This is a genomic window from Shinella zoogloeoides, assembly GCF_020883495.1.
Lineage (GTDB): Bacteria > Pseudomonadota > Alphaproteobacteria > Rhizobiales > Rhizobiaceae > Shinella > Shinella zoogloeoides.
Genome location: NZ_CP086610.1, coordinates 2,856,492 through 2,882,285, shown reverse-complemented (window position 1 = coordinate 2,882,285; position 25,794 = coordinate 2,856,492). Strand labels below are relative to the sequence as shown.

Annotated in this window: 22 protein-coding genes and 1 riboswitch; of the genes, 9 read left to right on the top strand and 13 right to left on the bottom strand. The window is 65.1% G+C overall.

Annotated features, from left to right (window positions below; all coding sequences use genetic code 11):
• The first annotated feature begins 9 nt into the window (after positions 1 to 9).
• Positions 10 to 504: a DUF523 domain-containing protein gene (locus K8M09_RS14260; protein WP_160785156.1), complete on the top strand. Its 495-nt coding sequence runs from the start codon at positions 10 to 12 to the stop codon at positions 502 to 504.
• A gap of 100 nt (positions 505 to 604) precedes the next feature.
• Here the strand turns inward: K8M09_RS14260 and K8M09_RS14255 are convergent, their stop codons facing one another.
• The 3 genes from K8M09_RS14255 to K8M09_RS14245 all read right to left on the bottom strand — a co-directional run bounded on the left by K8M09_RS14255 (position 605) and on the right by K8M09_RS14245 (position 2,726).
• Positions 605 to 1,057, bottom strand: coding sequence for a plant virulence effector HPE1-like domain-containing protein (locus tag K8M09_RS14255; protein WP_160785157.1), 453 nt, complete (start codon positions 1,055 to 1,057; stop codon positions 605 to 607).
• A gap of 79 nt (positions 1,058 to 1,136) precedes the next feature.
• Positions 1,137 to 2,411, bottom strand: a complete 1,275-nt coding sequence (gene purD / locus K8M09_RS14250; protein ID WP_160785158.1) for a phosphoribosylamine--glycine ligase — start codon at positions 2,409 to 2,411, stop codon at positions 1,137 to 1,139.
• Positions 2,412 to 2,486: 75 nt separating this feature from the next.
• Entirely contained in the window at positions 2,487 to 2,726 is a 240-nt protein-coding gene (locus tag K8M09_RS14245; protein ID WP_160785159.1) for a hypothetical protein, read from the bottom strand.
• 210 nt (positions 2,727 to 2,936) lie between these two features.
• Here K8M09_RS14245 and K8M09_RS14240 point away from each other — a divergent pair, with 210 nt between their 5' ends.
• Entirely contained in the window at positions 2,937 to 3,722 is a 786-nt protein-coding gene (locus K8M09_RS14240; protein ID WP_160785342.1) for a MipA/OmpV family protein, read from the top strand.
• 58 nt (positions 3,723 to 3,780) lie between these two features.
• Positions 3,781 to 4,734 carry a 4-hydroxybenzoate octaprenyltransferase gene (ubiA, locus tag K8M09_RS14235; RefSeq protein WP_160785160.1) on the top strand — a complete coding sequence of 318 codons (954 nt, stop codon included), beginning with the start codon at positions 3,781 to 3,783 and terminating at the stop codon, positions 4,732 to 4,734.
• 62 nt (positions 4,735 to 4,796) lie between these two features.
• On the opposite strand, the gene K8M09_RS14230 is transcribed toward ubiA, so the two are convergent.
• The gene (locus tag K8M09_RS14230; protein ID WP_160785161.1) at positions 4,797 to 5,360 is read right to left on the bottom strand and encodes a DUF6101 family protein; all 564 of its coding nucleotides are present in this window, start codon (positions 5,358 to 5,360) and stop codon (positions 4,797 to 4,799) included.
• Between the two features lie 295 nt (positions 5,361 to 5,655).
• On the opposite strand from K8M09_RS14230, the gene K8M09_RS14225 reads away from it, so the two are divergent.
• Entirely contained in the window at positions 5,656 to 7,980 is a 2,325-nt protein-coding gene (locus K8M09_RS14225; RefSeq protein ID WP_160785162.1) for a DUF1217 domain-containing protein, read from the top strand.
• Here the strand turns inward: K8M09_RS14225 and K8M09_RS14220 are convergent, their stop codons facing one another.
• Positions 7,981 to 9,411, bottom strand: a complete 1,431-nt coding sequence (locus K8M09_RS14220; protein WP_160785163.1) for an FAD-binding oxidoreductase — start codon at positions 9,409 to 9,411, stop codon at positions 7,981 to 7,983.
• Between the two features lie 8 nt (positions 9,412 to 9,419).
• Positions 9,420 to 10,394, bottom strand: a complete 975-nt coding sequence (locus K8M09_RS14215) for an L-threonylcarbamoyladenylate synthase (protein WP_160785164.1) — start codon at positions 10,392 to 10,394, stop codon at positions 9,420 to 9,422.
• 142 nt (positions 10,395 to 10,536) lie between these two features.
• Here K8M09_RS14215 and K8M09_RS14210 point away from each other — a divergent pair, with 142 nt between their 5' ends.
• Positions 10,537 to 11,586, top strand: a complete 1,050-nt coding sequence (locus tag K8M09_RS14210; protein WP_160785165.1) for a diguanylate cyclase domain-containing protein — start codon at positions 10,537 to 10,539, stop codon at positions 11,584 to 11,586.
• Positions 11,587 to 11,592: 6 nt separating this feature from the next.
• On the opposite strand, the gene K8M09_RS14205 is transcribed toward K8M09_RS14210, so the two are convergent.
• On the bottom strand, positions 11,593 to 12,201 hold the full coding sequence (locus K8M09_RS14205; RefSeq protein ID WP_229341902.1) for a DUF6656 family protein: 609 nt from the start codon (positions 12,199 to 12,201) through the stop codon (positions 11,593 to 11,595).
• A 297-nt stretch (positions 12,202 to 12,498) separates the two neighbouring features.
• Positions 12,499 to 12,693: riboswitch (cobalamin riboswitch) on the top strand.
• A gap of 99 nt (positions 12,694 to 12,792) precedes the next feature.
• Here K8M09_RS14205 and K8M09_RS14200 point away from each other — a divergent pair.
• Complete coding sequence (locus K8M09_RS14200; RefSeq protein ID WP_160785167.1) at positions 12,793 to 14,037, top strand: aromatic ring-hydroxylating oxygenase subunit alpha; 1,245 nt, start codon at positions 12,793 to 12,795, stop codon at positions 14,035 to 14,037.
• Position 14,038: 1 nt separating this feature from the next.
• Positions 14,039 to 15,136 (top strand): hybrid-cluster NAD(P)-dependent oxidoreductase, encoded by a 1,098-nt coding sequence (locus K8M09_RS14195; RefSeq protein WP_160785168.1) that lies wholly within the window; start codon positions 14,039 to 14,041, stop codon positions 15,134 to 15,136.
• A 65-nt stretch (positions 15,137 to 15,201) separates the two neighbouring features.
• On the opposite strand, the gene lysS is transcribed toward K8M09_RS14195, so the two are convergent.
• The 6 genes from lysS to K8M09_RS14165 form a co-directional block, all read right to left on the bottom strand.
• Positions 15,202 to 16,695 (bottom strand): lysine--tRNA ligase, encoded by a 1,494-nt coding sequence (gene lysS / locus K8M09_RS14190; RefSeq protein ID WP_160785169.1) that lies wholly within the window; start codon positions 16,693 to 16,695, stop codon positions 15,202 to 15,204.
• A 13-nt stretch (positions 16,696 to 16,708) separates the two neighbouring features.
• The gene (gene gltX, locus K8M09_RS14185) at positions 16,709 to 18,166 is read right to left on the bottom strand and encodes a glutamate--tRNA ligase (protein WP_160785170.1); all 1,458 of its coding nucleotides are present in this window, start codon (positions 18,164 to 18,166) and stop codon (positions 16,709 to 16,711) included.
• A gap of 134 nt (positions 18,167 to 18,300) precedes the next feature.
• Positions 18,301 to 20,073: an SLC13 family permease gene (locus K8M09_RS14180; RefSeq protein WP_160785171.1), complete on the bottom strand. Its 1,773-nt coding sequence runs from the start codon at positions 20,071 to 20,073 to the stop codon at positions 18,301 to 18,303.
• A gap of 293 nt (positions 20,074 to 20,366) precedes the next feature.
• Positions 20,367 to 21,116: a TerC family protein gene (locus K8M09_RS14175; RefSeq protein ID WP_160785172.1), complete on the bottom strand. Its 750-nt coding sequence runs from the start codon at positions 21,114 to 21,116 to the stop codon at positions 20,367 to 20,369.
• Between the two features lie 97 nt (positions 21,117 to 21,213).
• Positions 21,214 to 22,092 (bottom strand): AraC family transcriptional regulator, encoded by an 879-nt coding sequence (locus K8M09_RS14170; protein ID WP_170299419.1) that lies wholly within the window; start codon positions 22,090 to 22,092, stop codon positions 21,214 to 21,216.
• 45 nt (positions 22,093 to 22,137) lie between these two features.
• Positions 22,138 to 22,797, bottom strand: a complete 660-nt coding sequence (locus tag K8M09_RS14165) for a TetR/AcrR family transcriptional regulator (protein ID WP_229341900.1) — start codon at positions 22,795 to 22,797, stop codon at positions 22,138 to 22,140.
• Between the two features lie 146 nt (positions 22,798 to 22,943).
• On the opposite strand from K8M09_RS14165, the gene K8M09_RS14160 reads away from it, so the two are divergent.
• Together K8M09_RS14160 and K8M09_RS14155 are read left to right on the top strand one after the other, a co-directional pair.
• Positions 22,944 to 24,113 (top strand): HlyD family secretion protein, encoded by a 1,170-nt coding sequence (locus K8M09_RS14160; protein WP_160785344.1) that lies wholly within the window; start codon positions 22,944 to 22,946, stop codon positions 24,111 to 24,113.
• A gap of 26 nt (positions 24,114 to 24,139) precedes the next feature.
• Positions 24,140 to 25,729, top strand: a complete 1,590-nt coding sequence (locus K8M09_RS14155; RefSeq protein ID WP_160785174.1) for a DHA2 family efflux MFS transporter permease subunit — start codon at positions 24,140 to 24,142, stop codon at positions 25,727 to 25,729.
• Positions 25,730 to 25,794: the final 65 nt, after the last annotated feature.

The window sequence follows — 25,794 nt, the reverse complement described above, 5'->3', positions numbered from 1 at the left end:
CGGGCGCTGATGACAGGCAAGATCCTCATCAGCGCCTGCCTTGCCGGTTTGCCGGTCCGTTACGACGGGGCGGCGAAGACGCTTGTCCATGCGGCCGTCGAGCGCTGGAGGGTGCAGGGGCGGCTGGTGACGCTGTGTCCGGAGTTGGCGGGCGGCTTTCAGGTGCCGCGCCCGCCGGCGGAAATCGAGAATGGGATGAACGGCGACGACGTGCTCGACGGACGGGCGCGGGTGCTGGAGATTTCCGGCGGGGATGTATCCGCCGCCTATGTCGACGGCGCGCGCATCGCGCTGGATGTGGCGCGGCAGAATGGCTGCCGCCACGCGCTGCTCATCGATGGCAGCCCGTCCTGCGGTTCCGGCTTCGTCTATGACGGTACGTTTTCGGGCAGCCGCCATGCGGGGCAGGGGGTGACGGCGGCGCTGCTCAGGCGCAACGGCATCGCCGTCTATTCCGACCGGGAGGTCGACCGGCTTGTCGCGGCGTTGGGCGAGGGCGCCTGACACGCATGCGCCCCTGCTTGAGGTCAGGGGCGCAGACGTCCGCTTTCGCGGATTCCTTCAGTCTGGAGGGACCGAGAGGCAGGGTCCGGAGAGTATGGGCCTAATTGAGCCGAAGTTCAAATTTCGACGGATCAAACTCCTGTGAGGTCGCCATGGACGCGGTCGCGGCCTGGCCTGCTGCACCGGAATCGAGCGCGCCCGTCTGCGTGCCGGTGTCCACGGCGTTCGCGCCGGCCGGCTTTTCCACCTCTGCGACCGTTTCGGCCGGGGCCTTGTTGACGAAGAGCACGGGCGAGCCGCCCATCCAGGCTTCCGTGCGGAAGATCTTGCGCTCGCCGTTCACCTCGCGGATCTCCACCTTCTGCGTGCCGGGCGCGATGGCGTCGACATGGTAGGTGCTTGCCTTGAGCTTGGGCTTGAGCGCCGGGCAGCTCGGGCAACTGATCGTCTTGATGCTGCCCGCGGTGGTCGTGTCGGCCGCAGGCTCGATGGAGCCGGCGAAAGCGGGGGCGGCAAGAAGCGCGAAGGCAAGGGTCGGCAGCAGGATGCGCATCGAAGGTTCTCCCTCATGGTTGCAGGGAGAATAGCGCCTGTCGGTTACGGTCCGGTCAGGGGAAATGGTAAAATTTGAATTACTTCGCCTGCTCGCGGGCGACGGCGCGCCAGCCGATGTCGCGGCGGCAGAAGCCGTTTTCCCACTCCACGCGGTCCAGCATTTCATAGGCCGCCTTCTGCGCCTCGCCGACGGTCGGCGCGACGGCGGTGACGTTCAGAACGCGTCCGCCCGTCGCCACCAGCTTGCCGTCCTTCAGCGCCGTGCCGGCATGGAACACCTTGCTTGCGGCGTCGTCGGCCGGCAGCGAGAGGATCGGCGTGTTCTTCTCGTAAGCGGCGGGATAGCCCCTGGAGGCCATCACGACGGTAAGCGCCGGGGCGTCGCGCCATTCGGCGGAAACCCTGTCGAGCCGGCCGATGGCGGCGGCATGCAGGATCGGCAACAGGTCGCTGTCGAGGCGCATCATCAGCACCTGGCATTCCGGGTCGCCGAAACGCACATTGTATTCGATGAGTTCGGGGCCTTTCGCGGTGATCATCAGCCCGGCGAAGAGCACGCCCTGGAAGGGATGGCCATCGGCCGCCATGCCGCGGATCGTCGGCTCGATGATTTCCTTCATGGTGCGCTCGACCATGGCGGGCGTCATCACCGGAGCGGGCGAGTAAGCGCCCATGCCGCCGGTGTTCGGGCCGGTATCGCCGTCGCCGACGCGCTTGTGGTCCTGCGCAGAGGCGAGCGGCAGCGCGTTCACCCCGTCGCACAGGCAGAAGAAGCTCGCTTCCTCGCCGTCGAGGAAGGCCTCCACGACCACTTCCGCGCCGGCCGCGCCGAAAGCGCCGTCGAAGCAGTCGTCCACGGCGGCGAGCGCCTCGGCAAGCGTCATGGCGACGGTCACGCCCTTGCCGGCGGCAAGCCCGTCGGCCTTGATGACGATGGGCGCACCCTCCGCCTCGATATAGGCTTTCGCGGATGCCGCATCGGTGAAGCGCTTATAGGCGCCGGTGGGGATGTCGTACTTGGCGCAGAGGTCCTTGGTGAAACCCTTGGAGCCTTCGAGCTGGGCGGCGGCGGCCGAGGGGCCGAAGACGTCGATGCCGTGCGCCCGCAGCACATCGGCCATGCCGGCGACCAGCGGGGCCTCCGGGCCGACCACGACGAAGCTCACGCCGTTTTCCTTGCAGAAGGCCGCGACGGCGGCATGGTCCTCGATATCGAGGGCGACCAGCGTCGCGCATTCGGCGATGCCGGGATTGCCGGGCGCGGCATAGAGCCGGGTGAGAAGGGGAGACTGCGCCAGTTTCCAGGCAAGGGCGTGCTCGCGTCCGCCCGATCCGATCAACAGAACCTTCATGCCCGCATCCTCGATCCGTCCTTCGATGCTGGCGGGTTAAGGGGGCGGGGGCGAAAGGTCAAGGGCCGCAGGATGTCAGAGCGTCGCGGCGCCCTTTTCCTCCACGGTGCGGCCGAGATTTTCCAGCTCCGTATCGATCAGATGTACGTCCTCGAACCAGCCGTCGTCCTCCACCATGGCGCTTTCGGTGGCAGCGCGCTGGAGGGCGCGGGCTTCGTTGCGCAGTCTTTCGAGCTTTGCGATCTTCTCCTTGCGGGAAAGGCCGGTATCGTCGCGGATCGCCTGAAGCTTCAGTTCCATCGTGCTGACAGTCATCGGGAAACTCCTTCTGTCGTTCGCGGGGAAACGCCGGCAGGGGCCGAATCGTTCCGCGCGCCGCAGGCCGGCGATGGTTAGCGAAACGGTAATGAAACGCGGCTAATGTTCACGCAATCGAGGGTTTCGGCTGCCTCCGGTAGGACGAGGCCGCAATAGCGAGGCCATAATAGCGAGGATTGTGTTTTGAGTATCCGTGTATCGACCGCAATGACTGCGGCCGCGCTTCTTCTTGCGCCCGTTTCGGCTCTGGCCGGCGAGGGCGGCCATTTCTGGTCCGGCGACTGGTATCTAAAGGTGGGGGCCGCGGGCTTCGCCGCGCCGCGCTACGAGGGCGCGAAGAGCTACCTTTTCCAGGTCACGCCCATGATCTCGCTCGGCAAGGCCGGCAGCACCGTGCGCTTCTCCTCGCGCAACGACAATCCCTCCTTCGCGCTCATCGATAACGGCGCGTTCCGGGCCGGCGCCACCGGCAAGCTGATCATGCCGCGCGACGAGGGCGATTCCGACGATCTCAAGGGCCTGACGCCCATCAAGCTCGGTGGCGAGCTTGGCGGCTTTGCGGAAGTCTACCCGACGGACTGGCTGCGCGTGCGCGGCGAAATCCGGCACGGCATCCGCAGCCACCACGGCGTCGTGGCGGATGTGGCGGCGGATGCCTTCGTGGACGTGCGGCCGGATGTGCGCGTTTCGGCCGGCCCGCGCCTTTCGCTGGCCTCGAAGGATTATATGCAGGCCTATTACGGCGTGACGCCGGGCCAGTCGGCCGCTTCCGGCCTCGACGCCTACGATCCGTCCGGCGGTGTCCATTCGGTCGGCGCGGGCGCGGCGATCACCTGGCAGGTCAACGAGAAGATCGAGACCAGCGCCTTTGCCGAATACAAGCGCCTCGTCGGCCCGGCGGGGGATTCGAGCCTCGTGCGGCAGCGCGGCGACCGCGACCAGTTCCTGGTCGGCGTCTCGGCCACCTATCGCTTCGATTTCACGCTGCCCTGAGCCGCCTTGCGGCGACGTGCCGGCTTGACCGGCGGGGAGCGGCTTGCGATCTAGGCGCATGATCACATCCTCCCCCGATTCCGGCCGCGTCGCCGATGCGCCCTCCGACAACTGGGTCTACCGCGCCCTGCCGCGCGGGGCCTGGCCCTATGCCCAGCTCGCGCGCTGGGACCGGCCGATCGGCTGGCAGCTCCTGCTGTGGCCCTGCCTCTGGTCGGCGGCGCTCGCGGCCAATGTCGCGGCGGCGGCCGGCGCGTTCGACTGGCTGCGGTTCCTCTCCCACCTCTTCCTGTTCTTCGTCGGCGCGGTCGCCATGCGCGGCGCGGGCTGCACCTATAACGATCTGGTCGACCACGAGATCGACCAGGCGGTCGCCCGCACCCGCTCGCGCCCGCTGCCGTCCGGCCGCGTCACGCGCCGGCAGGCCAAGGTCTTCATCGTGCTGCAGGCGCTGGTTGGCCTCCTCGTGCTGCTGCAGTTCAATCTCTTTTCCATCGTCCTCGGCGTCGCCTCGCTGCTGATCGTTGCTGTCTATCCCTTCGCCAAGCGCTTCACCGACTGGCCGCAGTTCTTCCTCGGCATGGCCTTTTCCTGGGGCGCGCTGATGGGCTGGGCGGCGGCTTTCGGCTCGCTTTCGCTCGCGCCCGTCGCGCTCTACATCGCCGCCATCGCCTGGACGATCGGTTATGACACGATCTACGCCCACCAGGACAAGGAGGACGATGCGCTGATCGGCGTGCGTTCCACCGCGCGGCTATTCGGGGACAGGACCGCGCAATGGCTCGTCGGCCTCTACGGGTTGACGGTCGCGCTCATCGCGCTTTCTTTCTGGCTTGCCGGCGTCGGGCTCGTCGCCTGGCTCGGCCTTGCCGCCGCCGCGCTCATGCTCGGCTGGCAGGTGAGGACGCTGGATATTGACGATCCGGTGCAATGCCTTGCGCTGTTCAAGGCCAACCACATCGTCGGCTTCGCCATCTTCCTCGCCCTTGCGGTCGCCATTCCCTTCGCCTGAGACACGAAAAAGCCGGCCGCAGGGACGGCCGGCTTTCCGGAGGTCATTTCGGCACGGCATGCTCAACGGCGGGCGATGATCTCCCGGCCGTCGATCTTCATCTGAACGCCGAGCTTGCCGGTCGAGCGGCGCACGAGGAAGCGCGGGCGGCGTTCTGCAAAATAGGAGTGGCGGCGGCGCGGCTTGGTGGGGCGGCTGCCGACGCTCAGGTTGTCGTCGAGCGGGCGGGCGATGCCGTCGGCTTCAACCATGAGCATGGGAATGCGATAGGCATCCGCCCAGCTACGCCAGTCGGCGGCGATGTCGCAGAGGTCGTGCGCCACCAGCAGGGGAATGCAGAGATCGGGATCGTCGTGATGCAGTTCCAGCGTCACGGTCACATCGCCGTCGCCATGGTCGATGGCGCGGGCGGCGACGCCCTTGAAGGCGCGGGCCGGCAGCGCGATGGACAGCGGCAGGCCGCTCGACGGCAGCACCTTGCGCAGGACCGCGCCGCGCTCGTCGAGGGTGATGGTGGCGTCGGTTCCTTCCGTCCTGAGCGTGAACGTCACCTGCTGCGGAAAGCGCTTGGGATCGAGCCGGAGCGTGGTGCCGGCCCAGGCCGGCTTGGAAACGGTATTCAGCATGTCTTTCGCCCTTGTTTTCCTTGAGAGCCGGTTCCGGTCATCTCGTCGGGACTTTGCGTCCTCTGAGGGCGAGAATAGGCGGCCCCCCTTCCATGGCGCTTAAAAATCGCGGTTAAGAAAACTTTGCAGTTCCTGATGGTTAGCAAAACCGCACGGGTCAGGGTTTAGGGGAGGTGAACGCCGCCGCCCGCATTCGACCGCGTCGCCCGAAAGGCCGGGACAAGCCTCACGCGCGACAATGGAGCCGATCGGCCTGTCGACGACCGGGTCGAGGACTGGAAGGAACGGGTTCCCGATGCTGTCGACCTATACGAGCTACAACCTCATCGCGAAGGATATGCTGAAGTCGCTGAACCGCACGGCGGGCGAGACGACCAATGCGCGCGAGGCGGCGTACTATAAGGAAAACATCGGCAAGGTCTCTTCGGTCGATGCGTTTCTCGACGATTACCGGCTCTTTTCCTATGCCATGAAGGCCTATGGCCTCGAGGACATGCTCTATGCCAAGGCCTTCATGCGAAAGGTGCTGGAAAGCGATCTTTCCGACGCCAACAGCTTCGCCAACAAGCTGACCGACGAGCGCTACCGGGGCTTTGCCAGCGCCTTCAGCTTCACCGCCTCGACCGCGACGGCGCAGACCGAGGCGCAGCTCGACGAGGTCATCGGCCTTTATTCCGCCACCGCCGCCAATGCCGGCGCGGCGATCCAGGAGGAAACGCGCTACTACAATATCGTGATCGACACGGTGACGAGCGTCGACCAGCTCCTCAACAACGACCGCATGCGCAACTACGTCTTCACGGCCTTCGGCATCGACCCCGACACCTATTCGCGGCAGGTCGTGTGCGGTTCGCTGTCGAGCGACCTCGACGATCCGACAAGCTACTACAACACCGAGTTCGGCCCGAAGGTGGCGGCCGCCGAGGCGTCGATAGAGGCGGCGAACGACGAGCTTGCGACGCTTCCCGTCACCGACGCCAACAAGGCGCGCATCGCCGAATTGAAGGCGCAGATATCGCGCCAGCAGTCCGTCATCAGCGCGGCGGAGAAATACGCCACGCTCGCCGCTGCCTTCAATTTCGCAAGCGACGGCTCGGCCGTCGCCGGGATCGTGCAGACCGCCGAGCACAAGGCCAGCACGAACGAGCTGTATACGCTCTCCAATCCGCGTGTGACGTCGGCGGCCGCGCTGATCAGCAAGGACTATTTCGAGGCCAATATCGGCAATGTCTCGACGGTCGGCGAGCTTGTCGCCGATCCCCGCCTGCTGAATTACGTCAAGGTCGCCTTCGGCCTCGACAAGCTGTCCGTCGTCAGTTCCACCATCTCCAACATCCTGACGAGCGACCCGGACCCCGACAATCCGGACAGCTACATCAACCGTTTCGCCGGGGAGGACAAGGAAGCCTATGTCGCGCTGCGTGCGGCCTTCAATTTCCAGGAAGACGGCACGCTGGCCGGCGGCGACGATGTGCAGACCGCCGCGCAGACCGCGGCCACCTCCAGCGGCTACATGAACCATTACAACGACAAGGACGACGAGGCCGACGCGCTCGCCATCAAGCGCTTCAAGAACCAGATCGGCGCGGTCAACACCGTGCAGGACTTCATCGGCGAGGCGAGCGTCTACGACTTCGCGTTGAAGGCGTTCGGCCTCGATCCGGCCAAGGTCTCCACGCTGACCATCAAGAATGTGCTGAAGAGCGACCTCAACGATCCGAAGAGCTATGTGTACCAGCTCAAGGACGAGCGTTTCGTGGAACTGGCCAAGGCGTTCAATTTCGGATCGGACGGCAATATCACCGCGCCGAAACTCGCCCAGTCTCAATCCGAGATTCTTGTCGTCTCGCGCGCCTATGTGACGGCGAAATCCCGTTTCGGCACGGAGGATGACAAGAAGAAGGCGGAAGAGGAGGCGAAATATTACGCCGCCCAGATGCAGAAGGTGGAGTCCGTAAAGGAGCTGCTGGCGGACGAGCGCCTCGTCAACTTCGTGCTGGAGGCGAACGGTATCGACCCGGAAAGCGTCGATGCCGCCTTCATGCAGAAGATCTTCACCTCGGATCTCGACGATCCCAAGAGCTTCGCCAACCAGCAGGCCGACCGCTCCTATCGCAAGATCGTCGCCTCGTTCAATTTCAATGCCGATGGCCTTGTCGATCGCTCGGAAGACGCGAAGATCCAGTCGCGGCGCGGCATCTACGAGACCATAGACAGCCACGTCCAGCAGAAGCTGGAGGAGGATGCCGGAAACGAGAATGCCGGCGTGCGCCTCGCGCTCTATTTCCAGCGCAAGGCGGAAACCATCACCGGACCCTACGATATCCTCGCCGACGATGCGCTCTTCGAGGTCTTCAAGGTGCTCTACCAGCTCCCGGACGAAATCGGCAGTGCGGATGTCGATGCGCAGGCCAGCATGGTCGAGCGCTATCTGGAGATGAAGGACCTGCAGGACCCGGAGAAGGTGCAGAAGATGATCGTCAAGTTCTCGGTCCTCTACGACCTCGACAACCAGACGACCACCGATCCCGCGCTGTCCGTGCTGAGCGGTTCCGGCTCGGCCGGCATCAGCGCCGATCTCATGATGTCGCTGGCGCAGTTGCGCACGGGCGGCCGCTGATCAGGCGGCGATCACCTTGCCGGGATTCATGATGCCGGCAGGGTCGAAGGCGTGCTTGACCCGCCGCATCAGGTCCATCTCGATCGGCGCGCGCACGGCGGCAAGCTCGTCGCGCTTCAACTGGCCGATGCCATGCTCGGCGGAAATCGAGCCGTTATATTTGAGCACGATGCCGTGGACGAGGTGGTTGATCTCGCGCCAGCGGCCAAGGAAGGCATCCTTGTCCGCGCCGAGGGGCTGCGAGATGTTGTAGTGGATATTGCCGTCGCCCATATGGCCGAAGGAGCAGAGGCGCGCGCCGGGAATGGCTGCCAGCACGGCCGCGTCGGCTTCCGCCATGAAATCCGGGATGGCCGAGACGGGCACGGAGACGTCGTGCTTGATCGAGCCGCCCTCCGGCTTCTGCGCGGGCGACATGCTCTCGCGCATGTGCCACAGCGCCCTGCGCTGCTCCTCGCTGGCGGCGACCGCCGCATCCTCGACCAGCCCGCTTTCGACGCCCTCGGCAAGCAGCGCCTCCATCATGCGCGTCGCCGTCTCGGCGGCGTCGGAGGTGGAGATGTCGATCAGCACGTACCAGTCGTGCCGGGTGGGAAGCGGATCGCGCACGCCCGGAATGTGCCGTGTGGTGAAATCGACGCCGAGGCGCGGCATCAGCTCGAAGCCCGTCAGCGCCGCGCCGCAACGGCTTGAGGCGCGCTCGAAGAAAGCGAGCGCGTCCTTCACCGAGCGAAGGCCGGCGAAGGCGACCTCATGGCCGAGCGGCCGGGGAAAGAGCTTCAGCACCGCGCCGGTGATGATGCCGAGCGAGCCTTCCGCGCCGATGAAGAGGTCGCGCAGGTCATAACCCGTATTGTCCTTCTTCAGCCGGCGCAGGCCGTTCCAGATCTCGCCGGTCGGCAGCACCACTTCGAGGCCGAGGCAGAGCTGGCGCATGTTGCCATAGGCGAGAACCGCCGTGCCGCCGGCATTGGTGGAGAGGTTGCCGCCGATCTGGCAGGAGCCTTCCGAACCCAGCGACAGCGGGAAGAGCCGGTCGACCGCTTCGGCTGCCTTGTGGATGTCCGCCAGCACCGTGCCGCCATCCGCCACGATCACATTGCCGACGGGGTCGACATCGCGGATGCGGTTGAGGCGGGAGAGAGAGAGCACGACGTCGGACGTTCCCTCGCGCGGCACGCTGCCGCCGACATGGCCGGTATTGCCGCCCTGCGGCACGATGGCGGTGTGCGTCTCGGTGGCGAGCGCCAGGATTTTGGAGACCTCCTCCACCGAGCCGGGCCGAAGGACCAGCGGCGAGGCGCCGTGATAAAGCCCGCGGCTTTCGACGAGGTAGGGGGCGATGTCGCCGCTTGCGGTCAGGGCATGGGCGGGGCCGGTGATCGCCGCAAAGCGGGCGATAAGGTCGGGGGAAAGCGTTGCCTGAGCCATCTCGTCTCCTAGCCGCGCGGTGCGGCGGCGCGTTGCAGCCGGTCGTTGATCGCCTCCCCGAGGCCGGTCGCCGGGATCGGCGAGAAGGCGATGGAGCGTGCGCCGGCGGCATCGGCCTGCTTCATGTAGCCGAAGAGATTGGCGGCGGCTTCCGCGAGATTGCCCTCGGGGCTGAGATCCAGCACCAGTGCGGCTTCCGCCTCGCCGGGCAGCGCCTTGCCGCCGAAGCGGATCAGCGCCTCGCCGGGGCGGACGTCAGCGGCGTCGAGCCGCACGGGCGCATCGGGCGCATAATGCGAGGCGAGCATGCCGGGGGCCTCGATGGCCGCGCCGGCTTTTTCATTGCGCAGGACCGGGCGGCCGATCACGCGCTCGACCTCGGCGGCGTCGAGACCGCCGGGGCGCAGCAGCCGGATCGTCTCGCCCTCGACCTTGAGGATGGTGGATTCGAGGCCGACCGTCGCCGGCCCGCCGTCGAGCACCAGTTCCAGCTTCGCGCCGAAATCGTCGGCGACGTGCCGGGCGGTGGTCGGGCTGACGCGGCCGGAGGTATTGGCGCTCGGGGCGGCGAGCGGGCGGCCGAAGGCGGCGAGCAGGCGGCTGGCGATGCCGGTCGGCACGCGGATGCCGACCGTATCCAGCCCGGCGCGCGCCAGGGGATGGATGGCGCTTTCCGGCCGGATGGGCAGGACGAGTGTCAGCGGGCCGGGCCAGAAGGCCTCGGCGATGCGGCGGGAAAGAGGATCGAAGACGGCGTGCCGCTCGGCCATGGCGAGATCGGCCATATGGCAGATCAGCGGATTGAAGCGCGGGCGGCCCTTCATCTCGTAGATGCGGGTGATGGCGAGCGGATCGGTGGCGTCGGCGGCAAGGCCGTAGACGGTCTCGGTGGGGATGGCGACGGGCACGCCGCGGCCGAGGGTTTCGCAGGCGCGCGCCAGCGCGGCCCTCGCATCCGTGCGCGCATCCACGATATCGGCCATGTCGTCCTTCCGTCGCTTTTGGCTTCCTTTACAGGGCTTTGCCGGCAAATGCCAAGATATCTAAAATTTGAACGACCGGATTAGACCGGCCGAAAGAGCGGCCTGCTACAAGGGGTGAAATCGTGCAAACAGGTCCGTACCGATGGCTTACAAGAAATCCTCCACGACCGATATAACCCTGCGCATCGCGATGGCGATGAAACAGATGGGCATCGACGGCCTGCCGCGCAATTACGAGCTGGTCTACGAGGCCTATGCCGGCGGCAACCCGGATCTGGTGCGTGATTTCATCGCCCTCGGCAAGTTCAAGACGCAGGCCGCCCTCGACGAGCTTGGCCGCAAATACCTGCCGCACCAGCACGAGGCGAGCGTGTTGCAGCGCTCGGCGGGCGCGATCAGCAACGAGATGAGCAATTTCATGGATCTCCTGAGCCAGGAGCGCTCCTCGCTCAACGACTATGGCCGCCTGATCGGCGAGGCCTCGCAGGTCATCCGCGATGCCGGCGGCACGCTAGGCAGCTCGCTTGAAGCCCTGCAGCGGGCGACCGAGGCGCGCGTCACCCACACGGCGGAAATGGCGCAGAAGGTCGCCGCGCAATCCGCCGCCGTGGAGGGTATCCAGAAGGAGATGGCCGATTTCGAGGCGATGAAGTTCACCGATCCGGTCACGAAGCTCGGCAATCGCCGCGCCTTCAACAAGGCGCTGGCCCGCGTCTATGCCAATCCGGAACTGCCGGTGCTCTGCGGCGTCGCCGTCGCCGAGATCGATGCCGAGCGCCGTTTCACGCCGGGTCAGGTGGAAGCGCTGTCGGATCACCTCGTCTCGTTCTATGGCGGCCTCATTCGCCAGGCCTTCCCGTCGAGCGACCTTGCGGTGCGTTTCGACGGGCTGCGCTTCGGCTTCCTGTTCAACACTTCCGACGAGGGGGAGGTGACGCGGCTGATCGACCTCCTGCGTGCGACCTTCCAGACGATGGTGCTGCGCGATCCGCGCACCGGCCGCAATCTCGGCCATCTCACCCTGTCGGCCGGCGTCTGCATGGCGGACCGTGCCGATAGCGCCCTCGATCTCGCCTCGGCCTGCGAGCGTGCGCTGGCGGAGGCCAAGGGTGCCGGCGGCGATCAGGTCGTGGTCTACGGCCGTGGTGACGAAGTGCCAGCCGGCCGGGAATGGATGCTCTACCGGGCGTGAGGCCGGCTACAGTGTGCGGATGACCTTGCGCAGCGCCTCGTTGCGGGTGCCGAGCATCAGCACGTTCTTCATGGCGAGTTTGGGATCGTCCGTGCGGAAGATCACGCCGTTGCCGCGTACCGTGCGGTCGATCTTGAGGCGGCCTTCTTCTTCCGTCGGCGCGATGGCGATGGCGAAATACATGCGGCCTGGCTTGCGGGAAATGCCCGCGAAGAACTGCTCCTCATCGCCGATCTCGGCGAGGAAATTGGCCATGTAGAAGGCCCATTGCACATTCTCGAACTCGGCGAAGCGCGAATTGGCCACCGTGATATGGCAATAGCCGAGATGCGGCGTCTCGGCGAGCGTGCGGTGGAAGACGAGCTTGGGAAACTGGATAGAGCGGTGGAAGCCGTTGATGCGCTCGTGGGTGACGTTGCCCGCCTGCTCCAGCCTGCGCCCCGTGCGCTCCGCGACCTCCTGATAGCTGAGATAGCGTTTCTCGCTGGGACTCCACGAAACGGCGCGCTCGATGCGGCCGGTGCGCAGGAATTCGGTATGGGCCGCCGCTTTCGGCGGATTGGCGCGCTTGAAGGCGACGGCGTCGTAGTATCGGAATTTCGTCTGCTGCTGCACGCCTCGGCACTCCATCCTCGCGCCCGGATCGCCCGAAAGCTTATGGAAACGTCGTTAATCATTCCTTTCGGTTCGCCCCCCATTTCTCCGACAGGCCGCAATGGTCGCAATATGACAAGGGGAGCCGGTGCGCGCGCCTTTCCGCGGCAGATTGGGTGTGCGGCGGCGGAAGGCCATATATCGGATTGATATATATGGATAAAATCATGGGTTGAATCCGCAAGATGCTTGTATTTGACTGTCGTCAAATCATGATGGCGTGTCGCTTTCTGGCATGTGATGTGGAAAATCCTGCGCTTAGATGGGGACGCTCAAGGTGCCGTTGCCGATGGTGGCGGATAATTGGGAAGCCGGTTGAAATCCGGTGCTGCCCCCGCAACGGTGTTGGAGTCAAGGTGCAGCAGAAGGCCACTGGACGGTTGTCCGGGAAGGCGCTGCCCGTCCCATGGGACGCTCCTCAGCCCGGAAACCAGCCTGGAGAACGATTGTGACTGGCTGCGGCGGGCGGCCGGGAAACGTGTATTTCCGGGCATTTCATGCCCGGATACCGTCTCCTTTCGCGCGCCTCGGCAAATTTACTGAGGAACCGCCATGGACATTCGCAACGACGTGCTCCGCAAGCTCAAGAACCGCCGCGACGGCTACAGCCTCGAGCAGGCCTTCTATATCGATCCCGATCACTACAAGCTGGACCTGGAAACGATCTGGTATCGCGACTGGCTGTTCATCGGCCATGACTGCGAGGTGCCGAAGGCCGGCAATTATTTCACCGTGCAGGTCGGCGATTATCCCGTCGTCATCACGCGCGACCGCTCCGGCACCATCCGCGCCCTGCACAATTCCTGCCGCCATCGCGGCTCGCGCGTCTGCACGCAGCACAAGGGCAGTTCGGCCAAGCTCGTCTGTCCCTATCACCAGTGGACCTACGAACTCGACGGCTCGCTGCTCTTCGCCCGCCACATGGCCGAGGATTTCGACAGGACGCAGCATGGCCTGAAGCAGGTCCATTGCGAGACCGTCGGCGGTTACATCTTCATCTGTCTTGCCGACGAGGCGCCCGATTTCGCGCCGTTCCGCGCGCTGGCGGAACCCTATCTCGCCCGCCATCGCCTCGGCGAAACCAAGGTCGCCTTCGAAAGCACCATCGTCGAGAAGGGCAACTGGAAGCTCGTCTGGGAGAACAATCGCGAGTGCTATCACTGCGCGGCCAATCACCCCGAGCTTTGCCGCACCTTCCCCGAAGCGCCGAGCGTTGCCGGCGTGCAGGGCGCCAAGGACGACCCGGTCATCGCCGCGCATTGGGAAAAGTGCGAGGCCGCCGGCCTGCCGAGCGAATTCCGCCTGTCGCCGACCGGCCAGTTCCGTGCCGCCCGCATGCCGCTGATCGAGGACGCGGAGAGCTACACCATGTCCGGCGCGCGCGCCGTCAGCCGCCCGCTGTCCGGCGATGTCCTGGAAAGCGGCATCGGCACGCTGCTGCTCTTCCACTATCCGACGACGTGGAACCATGTGCTCGGCGACCATGCCGTCACCTTCCGCGTCCTGCCGCTCGGCCCGGAACTGACGCAGGTCACGACCAAGTGGCTCGTCAACAAGGATGCGGTGGAAGGCGTCGACTACCGTCTCGACGAGCTTACCCATGTCTGGACCGAGACCAACGACCAGGACCGCCGCATCGTCGAGGAAAATGCCTTTGGCATCCGCTCGCCGGCCTACCAGCCCGGCCCCTATTCGCTGGAGGACGAGGGCGGCGTCATGCAGTTCGTGGAATGGTATGCGAACTTCATGATCGAGCGGCTGGACGGCGCGAAGAAGCCGCTCGTCAAGGTGGCCTGACATGACGGCGGCAGGTCACTTCCACCATTTCGACGAACTCCACCCCTGGCACGACCGGCACAACCTGCTGGAATGCATCGCCGCCACGGTGGAGACTGCGGACGTGATGACCTTCACGTTCCGCTCCGACCAGAAGAACTGGTTCCGCTATCTGCCGGGGCAGTTCGTCACGCTGGAACTGCCGGTCTCTGCGGACGAGCCCGTCATGCGCACCTATACGCTCTCCTCCACGCCCTCGCGCCCCTTCGCCGTCTCCGTGACGGTGAAGGCGCAGAAGAATTCGGTCGGCACGCGCTGGATGTTCGAGAACCTGCGCCCCGGCGTGAAGCTGAAGGCGTTCGGTCCGCTCGGCGACTTCTCCTTCGTGCGCTATCCGGCGGAGAAGTACCTGTTCATCTCGGCCGGCTCCGGCGTCACGCCGATGATGTCGATGACGCGCTGGATGGCGGACTGCGCGCCGCAATCCAGCGTCGCCTTCGTCACCTGCGCCCGCAAGCCCGAGGACCTGCTGTTCAAGGCCGAACTCGAATGCCTCGCCGCCCATATGCCGAACCTCGCGCTCGGCTTCGTCGTCGAGGGGCACAATCCGCGTGACGGCTGGCATGGCCTTACCGGCCGTATCGATGCTGCCCGCCTCTCGCTGCTCGCGCCCGATTTCCGCGAGCGCACCGTCTTCTGCTGCGGCCCCGAGCCGTTCATGCGCGGCGTGCGCGACATGCTGAAAGTCTGCGGCTTCGACATGGAGCGCTACCACGAGGAAAGCTTCCAGCCTGCCGCCGCACCCGCGCCGGAGGAGATCGCCATCCGCGCGGGGGCGGGCGAGCAGGAGGCCGACGCCGTCTCGACCGTCACCTTCACCATGGCCGGCAAGGAGGCCAAGTGCCCGCCCGGCCAGACCATCCTGCAGACGGCGCGTGCGGCGGGCGTGCGCATCGGCGCGGCCTGCGAGGGCGGCCTGTGCGGCACCTGCCGGGTGATGAAGGTCTCGGGCGAGGTGGACATGCGCCACAATGGCGGCATCCTCGACGACGAGATCGAGGAAGGCTACATCCTCGCCTGCTGCTCGCGGCCCATCGGCGACGTGCAGATCGAGGCCTGAATGGAAAAGCCCCCGCTACCGGCCGGTAACGGGGGCTTCGATGTTTCGAGCGGAAGGGGAAACCCTCAGTCCGCCTTCGCCCGGCGCGCCGGGAAGAGGATGACGTCGCGGATCGACGGGGCGTTGGTCAGCAGCATGATCAGGCGATCGACGCCGATGCCGAGGCCGCCGGCGGGCGGCATGCCCTGGTCGATGGCGTCGAGGAATTCATCGTCGAGCTGCTTGGCCTTCTCGCCGCGGGCATGGGCCTGCTCGAGCTGCTCGACCATGCGGGCGCGCTGCTCTTCCGGGTCGTTCAGCTCGGAGAAGGCGTTGCCGAGTTCCCAGGTGTTGCAATAGGTCTCGAAACGCTCGACGAGGCGCGGTTCGCCCGGCACTTCCTTGGCGAAGGGCGAGATGTCCTTCGGGAAATGCGTGACGTGGCTCGGCTGGATCAGCGTCGGCTCGACCTTCTCCTCGAAGATGAAGGCGAGGCACTCGCCCCAGGTCCAGTCCTTCTCGATCTCGAAGCCGGCAGCCTTGGCGGCGGCGCGGGCTTCCTCGTCCGTCTTGATGGCGAGGAAGTCGATGCCGGTCGCTTCCTTCACGGCATCGGGCATCGGCACGCGCTTGAACGGACCCTTGAAGGAGATTTCCTTGTCGCCATAGGCGAATTCGGTCGAACCGTGGATTTTTACCGCAAGCTCGGCGAAGAGGCGTTCCACGAGGTCCATGATGTCCTCGTAGTCGGCATAGGCCCAGTAGCACTCCATCATCGTGAATTCGGGATTGTGCCGGGTCGACACGCCCTCGTTACGGAAGTTGCGGTTGATCTCGAACACCTTGTCGGTGAGGCCGGAGACCAGCGTGCGCTTGAGGAACAGTTCCGGCGCGATGCGCAGGAACATGTCGAGCTTCAGCGTGTTGTGGTGCGTCTTGAAGGGCTCGGCCGTCGCGCCGCCATAGACCGAATGCAGCATGGGCGTCTCGACTTCCATGAAGCCGTCGTTCTCCATGAAGCGGCGGATGCCGGACACGATCTTCGAGCGCTGCTGGAAGCGGAGCTTCGACTCCTCGTTGCTCATGATATCGAGATGGCGCTTGCGATAGCGAATCTCGATGTCGGCAATGCCATTCCACTTCTCCGGCATGGGAAGGAGCGACTTCGTCAGCATGACGATCTGCTGCGCGTTGATCGTGAGTTCGCCGCGCTTGGTGCGGCGTACCGCGCCCGTCACGCCGATGATGTCGCCGAGGTCGATCATCGGCAGCAGGTTGCGGGCTTCCTCCGGCGTCGTGTCCTTGTGGCTGAAGATCTGGATCTTGCCCGAGGCGTCATGGATATCCATGAACATGCCGGAATTGCGCGAGGAATAGACGCGGCCGGCGACGGTCACGATGTCGCCGCTCTCCGTGTCGAGCTCCAGGCCTTCATACTTTTCCGCAAGCTCCGCATTGGTCATCGTGCGGTGGAAATGCGCCGGATAGACGTCGCCGATCGTCTCGCGCAGCTGGGCGAGCTTCTGGCGGCGGACTTCCGTCGGATCGGAGGAGAGGGCGGTTTCTGTCTTGTCGTTCATTCTTGTTCGTTCCTTACTTTCCGCTGCCGACCATGGAGGCCACCACCTGCGCGGCGACCTTCAGGCGCTGGCGCACGACGGAGCGGCCGAGGATGGCCATCGAGTCGAAGAGCGGCAGCGAGCGCGACGAGCCGGAAATGGCGACGAAGAGCGGGGCCACCACGACCTTGAGCTTCTTGCCGAGCCGGTCGGCGCTGGCGCGCAGTTCCGCCTCGATGCTCTCGATGGTCCATTCCGGCATCTTTTCGAGGTCCGGCTGCACCTGGTTCAGCACTTCGAGGATTTCTTCCGGCGTCGACTTCACCTTGGCGAAGGCTTCCGGCGTCAGGCCGAGGTCCGACTTCAAGAGGAAGCCGGCAAGGTCCGGCAGCTCGCCGAACTTGGAGATGCGCGACTGCGACAGCTTCAGGCCGTCGCGGATGCGGTTGTTCTCCATCGCCCATTCTAGAACGCGCTGCATGAAGTCTTCTTCGGTGAGCTGCTCGCGCAGCCAGCGGCCGTTCAGCCAGTCGAGCTTCTGGATGTCGAAGATCGCGCCGGCCTTGGAGAGGTTCTCCGGGTCGAACTTTTCGGCGAGCTGATCCATGGTCAGCAGTTCTTCGCCTTCCGCGATCTGGATGAAGAAGAGGCCGAGGAAGTTCATCAGCGCTTCCGGCAGGTAGCCGAGCGCCGAGTAATAGGAGATCGAGGTCGGGTTCTTGCGCTTCGAGAGCTTCGACTTGTCGTGATTGCGCATCAGCGACAGGTGCATGAAGACCGGCGGCTCGAGGCCGAGATATTGATAGATGAGGATGTGCTTGGGCACCGAGGCGAGCCATTCCTCGCCGCGCGCCACATGGGTGATCTTCATCATGTGGTCGTCGACCACATTGGCCATGTGGTAGGTCGGCATGCCGTCGGCCTTCAGAAGGACCTGCATGTCGACGGCTTCCCACGGAATCTCGACCGGGCCGTAGACACCGTCGACGAACTTGCACGAACCCTCGGTCGGGATCTTCATGCGCACGACATGCGGCTCGCCGGCGTCGACGCGCTTCGTCACTTCCTCGGCGGAAAGGTGGAGGCAGAGGCCGTCGTATTTCGGCGGCTTGCCGGCGGCGCGCTGCGCCTCGCGCATCTGCTCAAGCCGCTCGGGCGTGCAGAAACACTTGAAGCCGTGGCCGTTGGCGACGATCTTGTCGACGTAAGGGCGGTAGATGTCCTTGCGGTCGGACTGGCGGTAGGGACCGTAGGGACCGCCGATATCCGGGCCTTCCGACCATTCGAGGCCGCACCATTTCAGCGCGTCCAGCACCTTCTGCTCGAATTCCGGGGTCGAACGCGTGGCGTCCGTGTCCTCGATGCGCAGGATGAAGGTGCCGTTGTTCTTTTTCGCAAAGAGGTAGTTGAACAGCGCGATATAGGCGGTGCCGACATGCGGCTCGCCGGTCGGAGAGGGTGCGATGCGGACGCGAACGCCGGAAGTGCTCATGGGTTGGGCCTGTCTTGACATTTCAGGAGGGGAAGGCCGGGTTTCTCGCCGTTTCGAGCGGCGGCAAAAGGCTTTCCATTGGGCTGGGTGAGACCATATTCAGCCCGGCGCGTCAAGAAAAACTCAGGCTCCGTCTATTGCACCGGCCAGACGGCGAGCAGCGTCGGCACGCTGACGATGACGATGAGGAAGGAAAGCGGCAGGCCGACGCGCGGATAGTCGGCGAATTTGTAGCCGCCCGGACCCATGACCAGCGTGTTGCACTGGTGGCCGACGGGGGTGAGGAAGTCGCAGCCCGCGCCGATGGCGACGGCCATCAGGAAGGCCTCGGGCTTGTAGTGCAGCGCGCTTGCGAAACTCGCGGCGATGGGCGCCATGACAAGCACCGTCGCGGCATTGTTGAGGAAGGGCGTCACGGCCATCGCGGTCAGCAGGATGAGCGCGAGCGCGCCGAAGGGCGGCAGGTGTACGGCGATGGCGCCGAGCCAGCCGGCGATGAGTTCGCTCGCGCCCGTCGTTCGCAGGCTGTCGGAAACGGGGATGAGGGCGGCGAGCATGACGAGGATCGGCCCGTCGAGCGCCGCATAGGCCTCGCGCAGCGGCACGGCGCGGAACAGCACCATGGCGACGGCGGCGGCGAAAAAGCCGGTGGCGACCGGCACGAGGCCGAGCGCGGTGGAGGTCATGGCGGCGATCAGCACCAGAACGGGGATGATCGCCTTGCGCGGCGCGCCGAGCAGGATTTCGCGCTGGGCGAGGGGAAGAAGGCCGAGTTCCGGCAGCAGCGTCGGCAGCGTGCGGTTGTTGCCCTGCACCACGATCACGTCGCCGGGGCGGAGGCGGACTTCCGAGAGCTTTTCGCGCAGGCGCTGGCCCTGCCGGCTGACGGCGAGCAGGTTGATGCCGTAGGAATGGAACAGCGCGATGGAGCGGGCGGAAATGTCGATGAGGCGGGACTCGTTGCCGACGACGACCTCGATGGCGCTGATTTCGCCGGCCTCGCCGCGCCCGGCGCGGATCGGCTGGCCGGAGAGCGTGAGGCCCGCTGCGGAGACGACCTTGTCGAGTGCGCTTGCCGTGCCTTCCATCAGGATTGTGTCGCCCGCCAGCAGGCGCACGTCCGGCAGCGGCGTCAGATGCACATGGCCGCGGATGATGGAGGTCGCGATGACGTCGCCGTCGCCGTTGCGCAGGACCTCGTTGAGCGATTTTCCGACCGAGGGCGAGCCTTCCTCCACCGTCGCGTCGGAGGAATAGGCGGCGGCTTCCAGCGATTCCTCGATACTGGCGTTCTTGTTGGTGCGCTCCGGCACGATGCGGTTGAACAGCAGCAGGAAGAGGATGCCGCACACCGTCAGCGTCGCGCCGACGGGCGTGAAGTCGAACATGGTGAAGCTCTCGCCGGTGATTTCCTGGCGAAGCCGCGAGACGACGATGTTCGGCGAGGTGCCGATCTGGGTCATCAGGCCGCCGAGAAGGGCGGCGAAGGCCATCGGCATCAGGAATTTCGAGGCGGGCGTGCCGGATTTGCGGGCGAACTGGAAGGCGAGCGGCATCATGATGGCCAGCGCGCCGATATTCTTGATGAAGGCCGAGAGCACCGCGACAGAGACCAGCAGCAGCGCGAGCTGGCTGCGCCCGGAAGTGAGGTTGGGGAAGAAGCGCTTGACCGCGAGATTGACGATGCCGGAGCGGGCGACCGCCGCGCTCACCATCAGGGCGCTGCCGACGATGATGACGATATCGTCGGAAAAGCCGGAAAACGCCCTGTCGAAGGGCACGATGCCGACGGCGAGCGCCAGAAGCAGCGAACAGCAGGCGACGAGATCGTAGCGGAACCTTCCCCAGATGAACGCCGCCATCATCAACCCGATGACGATGAAGGCGGAGGTCTGCTCAAGGGTCATATGTCGGTCCATGCGGCGGGGCTATGCTCGGCATGAATGCCCTTGAGGCCCTGCCGGTTCCGCCGCGCGCGGCGCAACCCCCAAAACTTTCACGGAACAATCCACCCGCCCAAAGGTTTGCCAAGAGAAGGCGGGCCGTGTCAACCGGACGCGACGGAGATGGAGAATGCGGGGATTTTTCCGGTTTCTCCCCGTGGCCAACGAAACGGCAGGCGAGCTCCCCACCCGTCCGGCCCGTCTTCGGCAGTTTCCAGAACAAAACCGGCGGGGTGAAGGCCCCGCCGGTTCCGGTTTCAGTGGCCTGCGCCCTTGTTCTTCTGCCGCGCGTTTCGCGACACCATGTTCAGCACCTCGACCAGCGCCGAGAAGGCCATGGCGGCGTAGATGTAGCCCTTCGGCACATGGAAGCCCATGCCTTCGGCGATCAGCGTCGTGCCGATCATCAGGAGGAAGGCGAGCGCCAGCATGACGATCGTCGGGTTCTTCTCGATGAAGTTGGCGAGCGGGGTCGCCGCCAGCAGCATGACCGTGACGGCGGCAAGGACCGCGACGACCATGATCGGCAGGTGTGGCGTCATGCCGACGGCGGTGATGATGCTGTCGATGGAGAAGACGAGGTCGAGGATCAGGATCTGGCCGATGGCGGCGGAGAAGGACGTCAGGGCCGCGCCGCCCACCATGTCTTCCTTGTGGTCGACCGGATCGACATTGTGGTGGATTTCCTTGGTCGCCTTCCAGACGAGGAAGAGACCGCCGGCGATCAGGATCATGTCCTTCCAGGAGAAGCCGTGGCCGAAAAGCTCGAAGACCGGATTGGTGAGCTTGACGATCCAGGCGATGGTGCCGAGCAGCGCGAGGCGCATGATGAGCGCCAGGCCGATGCCGATGCGGCGGGCCTGTACCCGATGCTCGGGTGGCAGCTTGTTGGTCAGGATCGAGATGAAGATGAGGTTGTCGATACCGAGAACGACTTCCATCACGACGAGCGTGACGAGCGCGATCCAGGCGGCCGGGTCTTGCATGAGTGCAAGAATGCTGTCCATCCGGTCTTTCCCTTCATGAATACGGCGGAGAATGGACTTCCGTATTTATGCAGAAATCGGCTGCTGGCAAGCGGACCGGCCGCCCTTGAGGCTCATATCACGATTTCGTCATCTGATCGGCGAGCGGCAGCCAGATCTCGATGCGGCCAAGGCCGGTTTCAGGGTCGAAATCCTCGCCGTAGAATTCCAGCACGTCCGGGAACGACGCGACCGTTCGGCCCGAAGCCGGCAGCCATTCGCGGAAGACCGCGTTCACCGTTCCGGCAATGCCGTTGACATGGCCCTCGTGCTGGAACATCGCCCAGCTTTGCGCCGGCACATGGATCGTCTCGAGTTCCGCCGGCAGGTCGTCGCTTCGCGGCACGCGAACGCCGGCAAAGTAGCGGAAACCCGGCTTTCCGGGCACCATGCTGCACAGGCCGAAGGCGGTGTTGCCGTTCTGGCCGGGGATATGGCCGAAATAATCGTTGAACCGCTGCCAGAGCGCCGGAATGCCGGCGGCCGTGCCGGGCTCGAAATGGGTGCCGAGGCCGGTGATGAGGAAGGCATCGAGCGTTTCGATGCGGGGCGAGGGCAGGGTGCTTTTCTCGATGGCGGACATGCGGATGGGCTCCTGAAGCGTGAGGCCGGAAAGGTCGCGCCGGGCCCGCAGGGTTTCCGGCGTCAGGCCGAATTCCTCGCGGAAGGCGCGGGTGAATGCCTCATGGGAGCCGTAGCCGGCATCGAGCGCCACCTTCAGGATGTTCTCCGCACCGCCGGCGATCTGCCGGGCCGCCTCGGCAAGACGCCGGGCGCGCAGGTAGCGGTTCAGGTTCTGGCCGGTCATCTCGCTGAAACGCCGCGAAAGATGGTGGCGCGACATGCCCGAATTGCCGGCGATTTCGGCGAGCGTGATCGCCCGCCCGAAATGGCTTTCGATGTACCAGATGGCCTTGGCGACGGGATGCACGGCTTTTCGCTCCTCATGGACAGCCATCTTATGGCGCCGCCCGAGGCCCGTCACTTGATCGCGGTTGCGCGTTTAGGGCTTTGCGCCATAGGCGGCAAGGAAGACGCGGATGGCGGAGACGATGTTCTTCTCGATGACGGCGGGGGAGGGAACCTCCTCCATGGCGCCGAACATGCGCGGCTTGAAGAGGCCGACGGTGGTGAGTTCGATGAACTGCTTGGCGGCCTGTTCCGTGTCGTCGCAGACGATGATGCCGGCCGTAATCTGCCGGTCGAGATAGTCCTGCAGCACCGAGACGGGGTTGATCGGCGTGGCGGAGAAGAAGCGCTTGCAGAGGCTCGGCAGGCGATGGTTGGCGGCGATCACCATGCGCATGGCGCGGATCGTCTGGTCGGCCGTCATGTGCGTGGCGAAGAGCGTGCCGAAGCCGTGCAGCGTCTCGCCGATCGGCTTGTTGCCGTCGAGGGCATGGCGCACCGTCTCGGTGATACGGCGGCGCTCGCGCTCGATCATGTAGCCGAAGAGGTCTTCCTTGTTCTCGAAATAGACGTAGATGGTGCCCTTGGAGACGCCCGCCGCACGCGTGATGTCGTTCATGCTGGCGGCCTCGAAGCCCTGTTCCATGAACACGCGTTTCGCCCCGTCGAGGATCTGCTCGCGCTTTGCGGGGTCCTCCCCGGCGGCGCGCCGGCCCGTCTGCGGGCTGGCCATCGGGTCTTCGGTCGTCGGCATTTCCATTTTCGCGTTCGAAACCTCGCGTGAACCATTTCGAACCGGCTGGTTCGATTTACTCTTGATATGCGGGAGAAATGGGTCTATGTCAAATCGAACCGAACGGTTCAGTTCGAAAATCTACCTCAGAGAATGGTGGCATGCGTATGTCGACTTCCCACGGCGCCGGCAAGGCGAAGGTTCGTCCGGTTAATGATGATTTCGCAGCCGAGACCGCCGAGGCGCAGCCCGCGGAAGCGGTGCCTGCCGCAGCCGTCGCCCCGCCTGAGAAGAAGAAGGGCGGCCGCCGCCTGATGCTGCCGGTGGTGGGCGCGGTGCTGCTCGCCGCCGCCGGCTGGTATGGCTACCAGTGGTGGACCCATGGCCGCTTCATGATCTCGACGGACGACGCCTATATCGAGGGCGACATCGCCTCCATCTCGCCCAAGGTTTCCGGTTACGTCGCGGCCGTGAATGTCGTCGCCAACCAGACGGTCAAGGCCGGCGATCCGCTCGTCACGCTGGACGATGGCGATTACCGCCTCGCCCATGAACAGGCCGAGGCCCAGATCGCCACGCAGAAGCTCGCGCTCGGTCGCATCGACGCGCAGATCGAAGGCGCGAAGGCCAGCCTTGCCCAGGCCGAAGCCCAGAAGGCCGCCTATCAGGCCGCCCTCGGCGGTGCGGAAGTGGCCGAGAAGCGCGCGAAGGAATTGAACGCGAAGGCCGTCGGCACGGCCGCCTCGCTCGACAGCGCCAGCGTGGCGCTCGATCAGGCCCGGGCCAATCTTGTCGGCGCGGATGCCAATATCGTTTCGGCCAAGGCGAATATCGCGGTTCTCCAGGCCCAGCGCGCCGAATCCGAAAGCGCCGTGCGCACGCTGGAGCTTGCCCGCGACAAGGCCGTGCGCGACCTCGGCTTCACCGTGCTGAAAGCGCCCTATGACGGCGTCGTCGGCAATGTTTCCGTACAGGTCGGCGACCTCGTTTCCGCCGGCCAGCGCCTTGCCGCGCTGGTGCCGGTGACCGAGCTTTATGTCGAGGCGAACTTCAAGGAAACGCAGATCGCCCATCTCGTGCCCGGCTCGAAGGTCCATCTGCATGTCGATGCCTACAAGGACGACGATATCCTCGGCACGGTGCAGTCCATCGCGCCGGCTTCCGGCTCGGTCTTCTCGCTGCTGCCGGCGGAAAACGCCACGGGCAACTTCACCAAGGTCACGCAGCGCGTGCCCGTCCGTATCGCCCTGCCGCAGGAAGCTCTGGACAGCGGCAAGCTGCGCGCCGGCCTCAGCGTCGTCGTCGAGGTCGACAGCCGCACGGCGCCCGCGCAGTAAGGTTCTCCAGTAAAGGAGCGCGGGCCATGGCCGCGACCGCTCAACCGACAGCCGGCGGCCTGATGGTCGCCGCGCCGTCCGACAAGGTTCCCGTTCGCCGCGTCGTCGCGTTCTTCGCGATGGTGTTCGGCATGTTCATGTCGATCCTCGACATCCAGATCGTCTCGGCCTCGCTGTCGGAGATCCAGGCCGGCCTCGGCGCGGGCGCGGACGAGATCGCCTGGGTGCAGACCTCCTATCTGATCGCCGAAGTGATCATGATCCCGCTGTCGGGTACGCTGGCGCGCATCGTGTCGACGCGCATCCTGTTCAGCTTCTCGGCCGCCGGCTTCACCATCGCCAGCGCCCTTGCCGCGACGGCGACGAACATCGACCAGATGATCGTCTACCGCGCCATCCAGGGCTTCATCGGCGGCGGCATGATCCCCTCGGTCTTCGCGGCCGCCTTCACCATCTTCCCGCCGTCGAAGCGCTCCGTCGTCTCGCCGATGATCGGCCTCGTCGCCACGCTCGCGCCCACCATCGGCCCCACGGTCGGCGGCTATCTCAGCCATGCCTTCTCCTGGCACTGGCTGTTCCTCGTCAACGTCATCCCCGGCATCATCGTCACGGTGCTCACCTTCAACCTGATCGACTTCGACAAGCCGGAATTCGGCCTGATGAAGCGTTTCGACTGGTGGGGCCTCGCCTCCATGGCGGTCTTCCTCGGCTCGCTCGAATACGTGCTGGAAGAGGGCAACAACAAGGACTGGTTCAACGACGAGCACATCGTCATGGGCACCGTCGCCATCGTGATCGGCGCGACGGTGTTCTTCTGGCGGGCCTTCAAGGTGCCGTTCCCCGTGGTGGACCTGCGCGCCTTCTCCAACCGCAACTTCGCCTTCGGCTCGATCTTCTCCTTCGTCATGGGGATCGGCCTTTACGGTCTCACCTACCTCTATCCGCTCTATCTCGCGCATATCCGTGGCTACGATTCGCTGATGATCGGCGAGACCATGTTCGTCTCGGGTCTCGCCATGTTCTTTACCGCGCCGATTGCGGGCATGATGTCGTCCAGGCTCGATCCGCGCGTCATGATGATGATGGGTTTCGCCGGCTTTGCGCTCGGCACCTGGCTGATGACGCAGCTTACCGCCGACTGGGACTTCTACGAGCTGCTCGCGCCGCAGATCCTGCGCGGCGTCTCGCTGATGATCTGCATGGTGCCGATCAACAACGTGGCGCTCGGCACGCTGCCGCCGGATCGCATCCGCAATGCGTCGGGCCTCTTCAACCTGATGCGCAATCTCGGCGGGGCCGTGGGCCTTGCGGTCATCAACACCCTGCTCACCCAGCGCTCGCAGGAACATTACCTGCGCCTTTCCGAGCATGTTCAGTGGGGCAATCCGGCTGCCGTCGAGCAGTTGCGCAACATGGCCTCGAACTTCGACGCCCATGGCCTCGACGGCTCGACCATCGCCATCAAGCAGATGGCCGGCATGGTGCAGCAGCAGGCCTATGTCCTGTCCTTCATCGATATCTTCCTGCTGCTGACGGCGCTTTTCTCGACCCTTGTTGTCTGCGCCTTTGCGATCAGAAAGCCGCAGTCGGGCGTCGGCGGGGGCGGCGGGCACTGAGCCGCCGCCAGGGCCTCTTGCCCCGGCCCCGGTCCGTCCGCAGAATGGACGCGTGACCGATGCCC

Excerpts from the sequence above, each read along its gene's own strand:
- K8M09_RS14170 (WP_170299419.1), bottom strand. The coding sequence starts at position 22,092 with ATGGCTGTCCATGAGGAGCGAAAAGCCGTGCATCCCGTCGCCAAGGCC.
- lysS (WP_160785169.1), bottom strand. The coding sequence starts at position 16,695 with ATGAACGACAAGACAGAAACCGCCCTCTCCTCCGATCCGACGGAAGTC.
- K8M09_RS14240 (WP_160785342.1), top strand. The coding sequence starts at position 2,937 with ATGACTGCGGCCGCGCTTCTTCTTGCGCCCGTTTCGGCTCTGGCCGGC.
- gltX (WP_160785170.1), bottom strand. The coding sequence starts at position 18,166 with ATGAGCACTTCCGGCGTTCGCGTCCGCATCGCACCCTCTCCGACCGGC.
- K8M09_RS14180 (WP_160785171.1), bottom strand. The coding sequence starts at position 20,073 with ATGACCCTTGAGCAGACCTCCGCCTTCATCGTCATCGGGTTGATGATG.
- K8M09_RS14160 (WP_160785344.1), top strand. The coding sequence starts at position 22,944 with ATGTCGACTTCCCACGGCGCCGGCAAGGCGAAGGTTCGTCCGGTTAAT.
- K8M09_RS14255 (WP_160785157.1), bottom strand. The coding sequence starts at position 1,057 with ATGCGCATCCTGCTGCCGACCCTTGCCTTCGCGCTTCTTGCCGCCCCC.
- ubiA (WP_160785160.1), top strand. The coding sequence starts at position 3,781 with ATGATCACATCCTCCCCCGATTCCGGCCGCGTCGCCGATGCGCCCTCC.
- K8M09_RS14230 (WP_160785161.1), bottom strand. The coding sequence starts at position 5,360 with ATGCTGAATACCGTTTCCAAGCCGGCCTGGGCCGGCACCACGCTCCGG.
- K8M09_RS14200 (WP_160785167.1), top strand. The coding sequence starts at position 12,793 with ATGGACATTCGCAACGACGTGCTCCGCAAGCTCAAGAACCGCCGCGAC.
- K8M09_RS14225 (WP_160785162.1), top strand. The coding sequence starts at position 5,656 with ATGCTGTCGACCTATACGAGCTACAACCTCATCGCGAAGGATATGCTG.
- K8M09_RS14245 (WP_160785159.1), bottom strand. The coding sequence starts at position 2,726 with ATGACTGTCAGCACGATGGAACTGAAGCTTCAGGCGATCCGCGACGAT.
- K8M09_RS14175 (WP_160785172.1), bottom strand. The coding sequence starts at position 21,116 with ATGGACAGCATTCTTGCACTCATGCAAGACCCGGCCGCCTGGATCGCG.
- K8M09_RS14215 (WP_160785164.1), bottom strand. The coding sequence starts at position 10,394 with ATGGCCGATATCGTGGATGCGCGCACGGATGCGAGGGCCGCGCTGGCG.
- K8M09_RS14155 (WP_160785174.1), top strand. The coding sequence starts at position 24,140 with ATGGCCGCGACCGCTCAACCGACAGCCGGCGGCCTGATGGTCGCCGCG.
- K8M09_RS14210 (WP_160785165.1), top strand. The coding sequence starts at position 10,537 with ATGGCTTACAAGAAATCCTCCACGACCGATATAACCCTGCGCATCGCG.
- K8M09_RS14195 (WP_160785168.1), top strand. The coding sequence starts at position 14,039 with ATGACGGCGGCAGGTCACTTCCACCATTTCGACGAACTCCACCCCTGG.
- purD (WP_160785158.1), bottom strand. The coding sequence starts at position 2,411 with ATGAAGGTTCTGTTGATCGGATCGGGCGGACGCGAGCACGCCCTTGCC.
- K8M09_RS14260 (WP_160785156.1), top strand. The coding sequence starts at position 10 with ATGACAGGCAAGATCCTCATCAGCGCCTGCCTTGCCGGTTTGCCGGTC.
- K8M09_RS14165 (WP_229341900.1), bottom strand. The coding sequence starts at position 22,797 with ATGCCGACGACCGAAGACCCGATGGCCAGCCCGCAGACGGGCCGGCGC.
- K8M09_RS14220 (WP_160785163.1), bottom strand. The coding sequence starts at position 9,411 with ATGGCTCAGGCAACGCTTTCCCCCGACCTTATCGCCCGCTTTGCGGCG.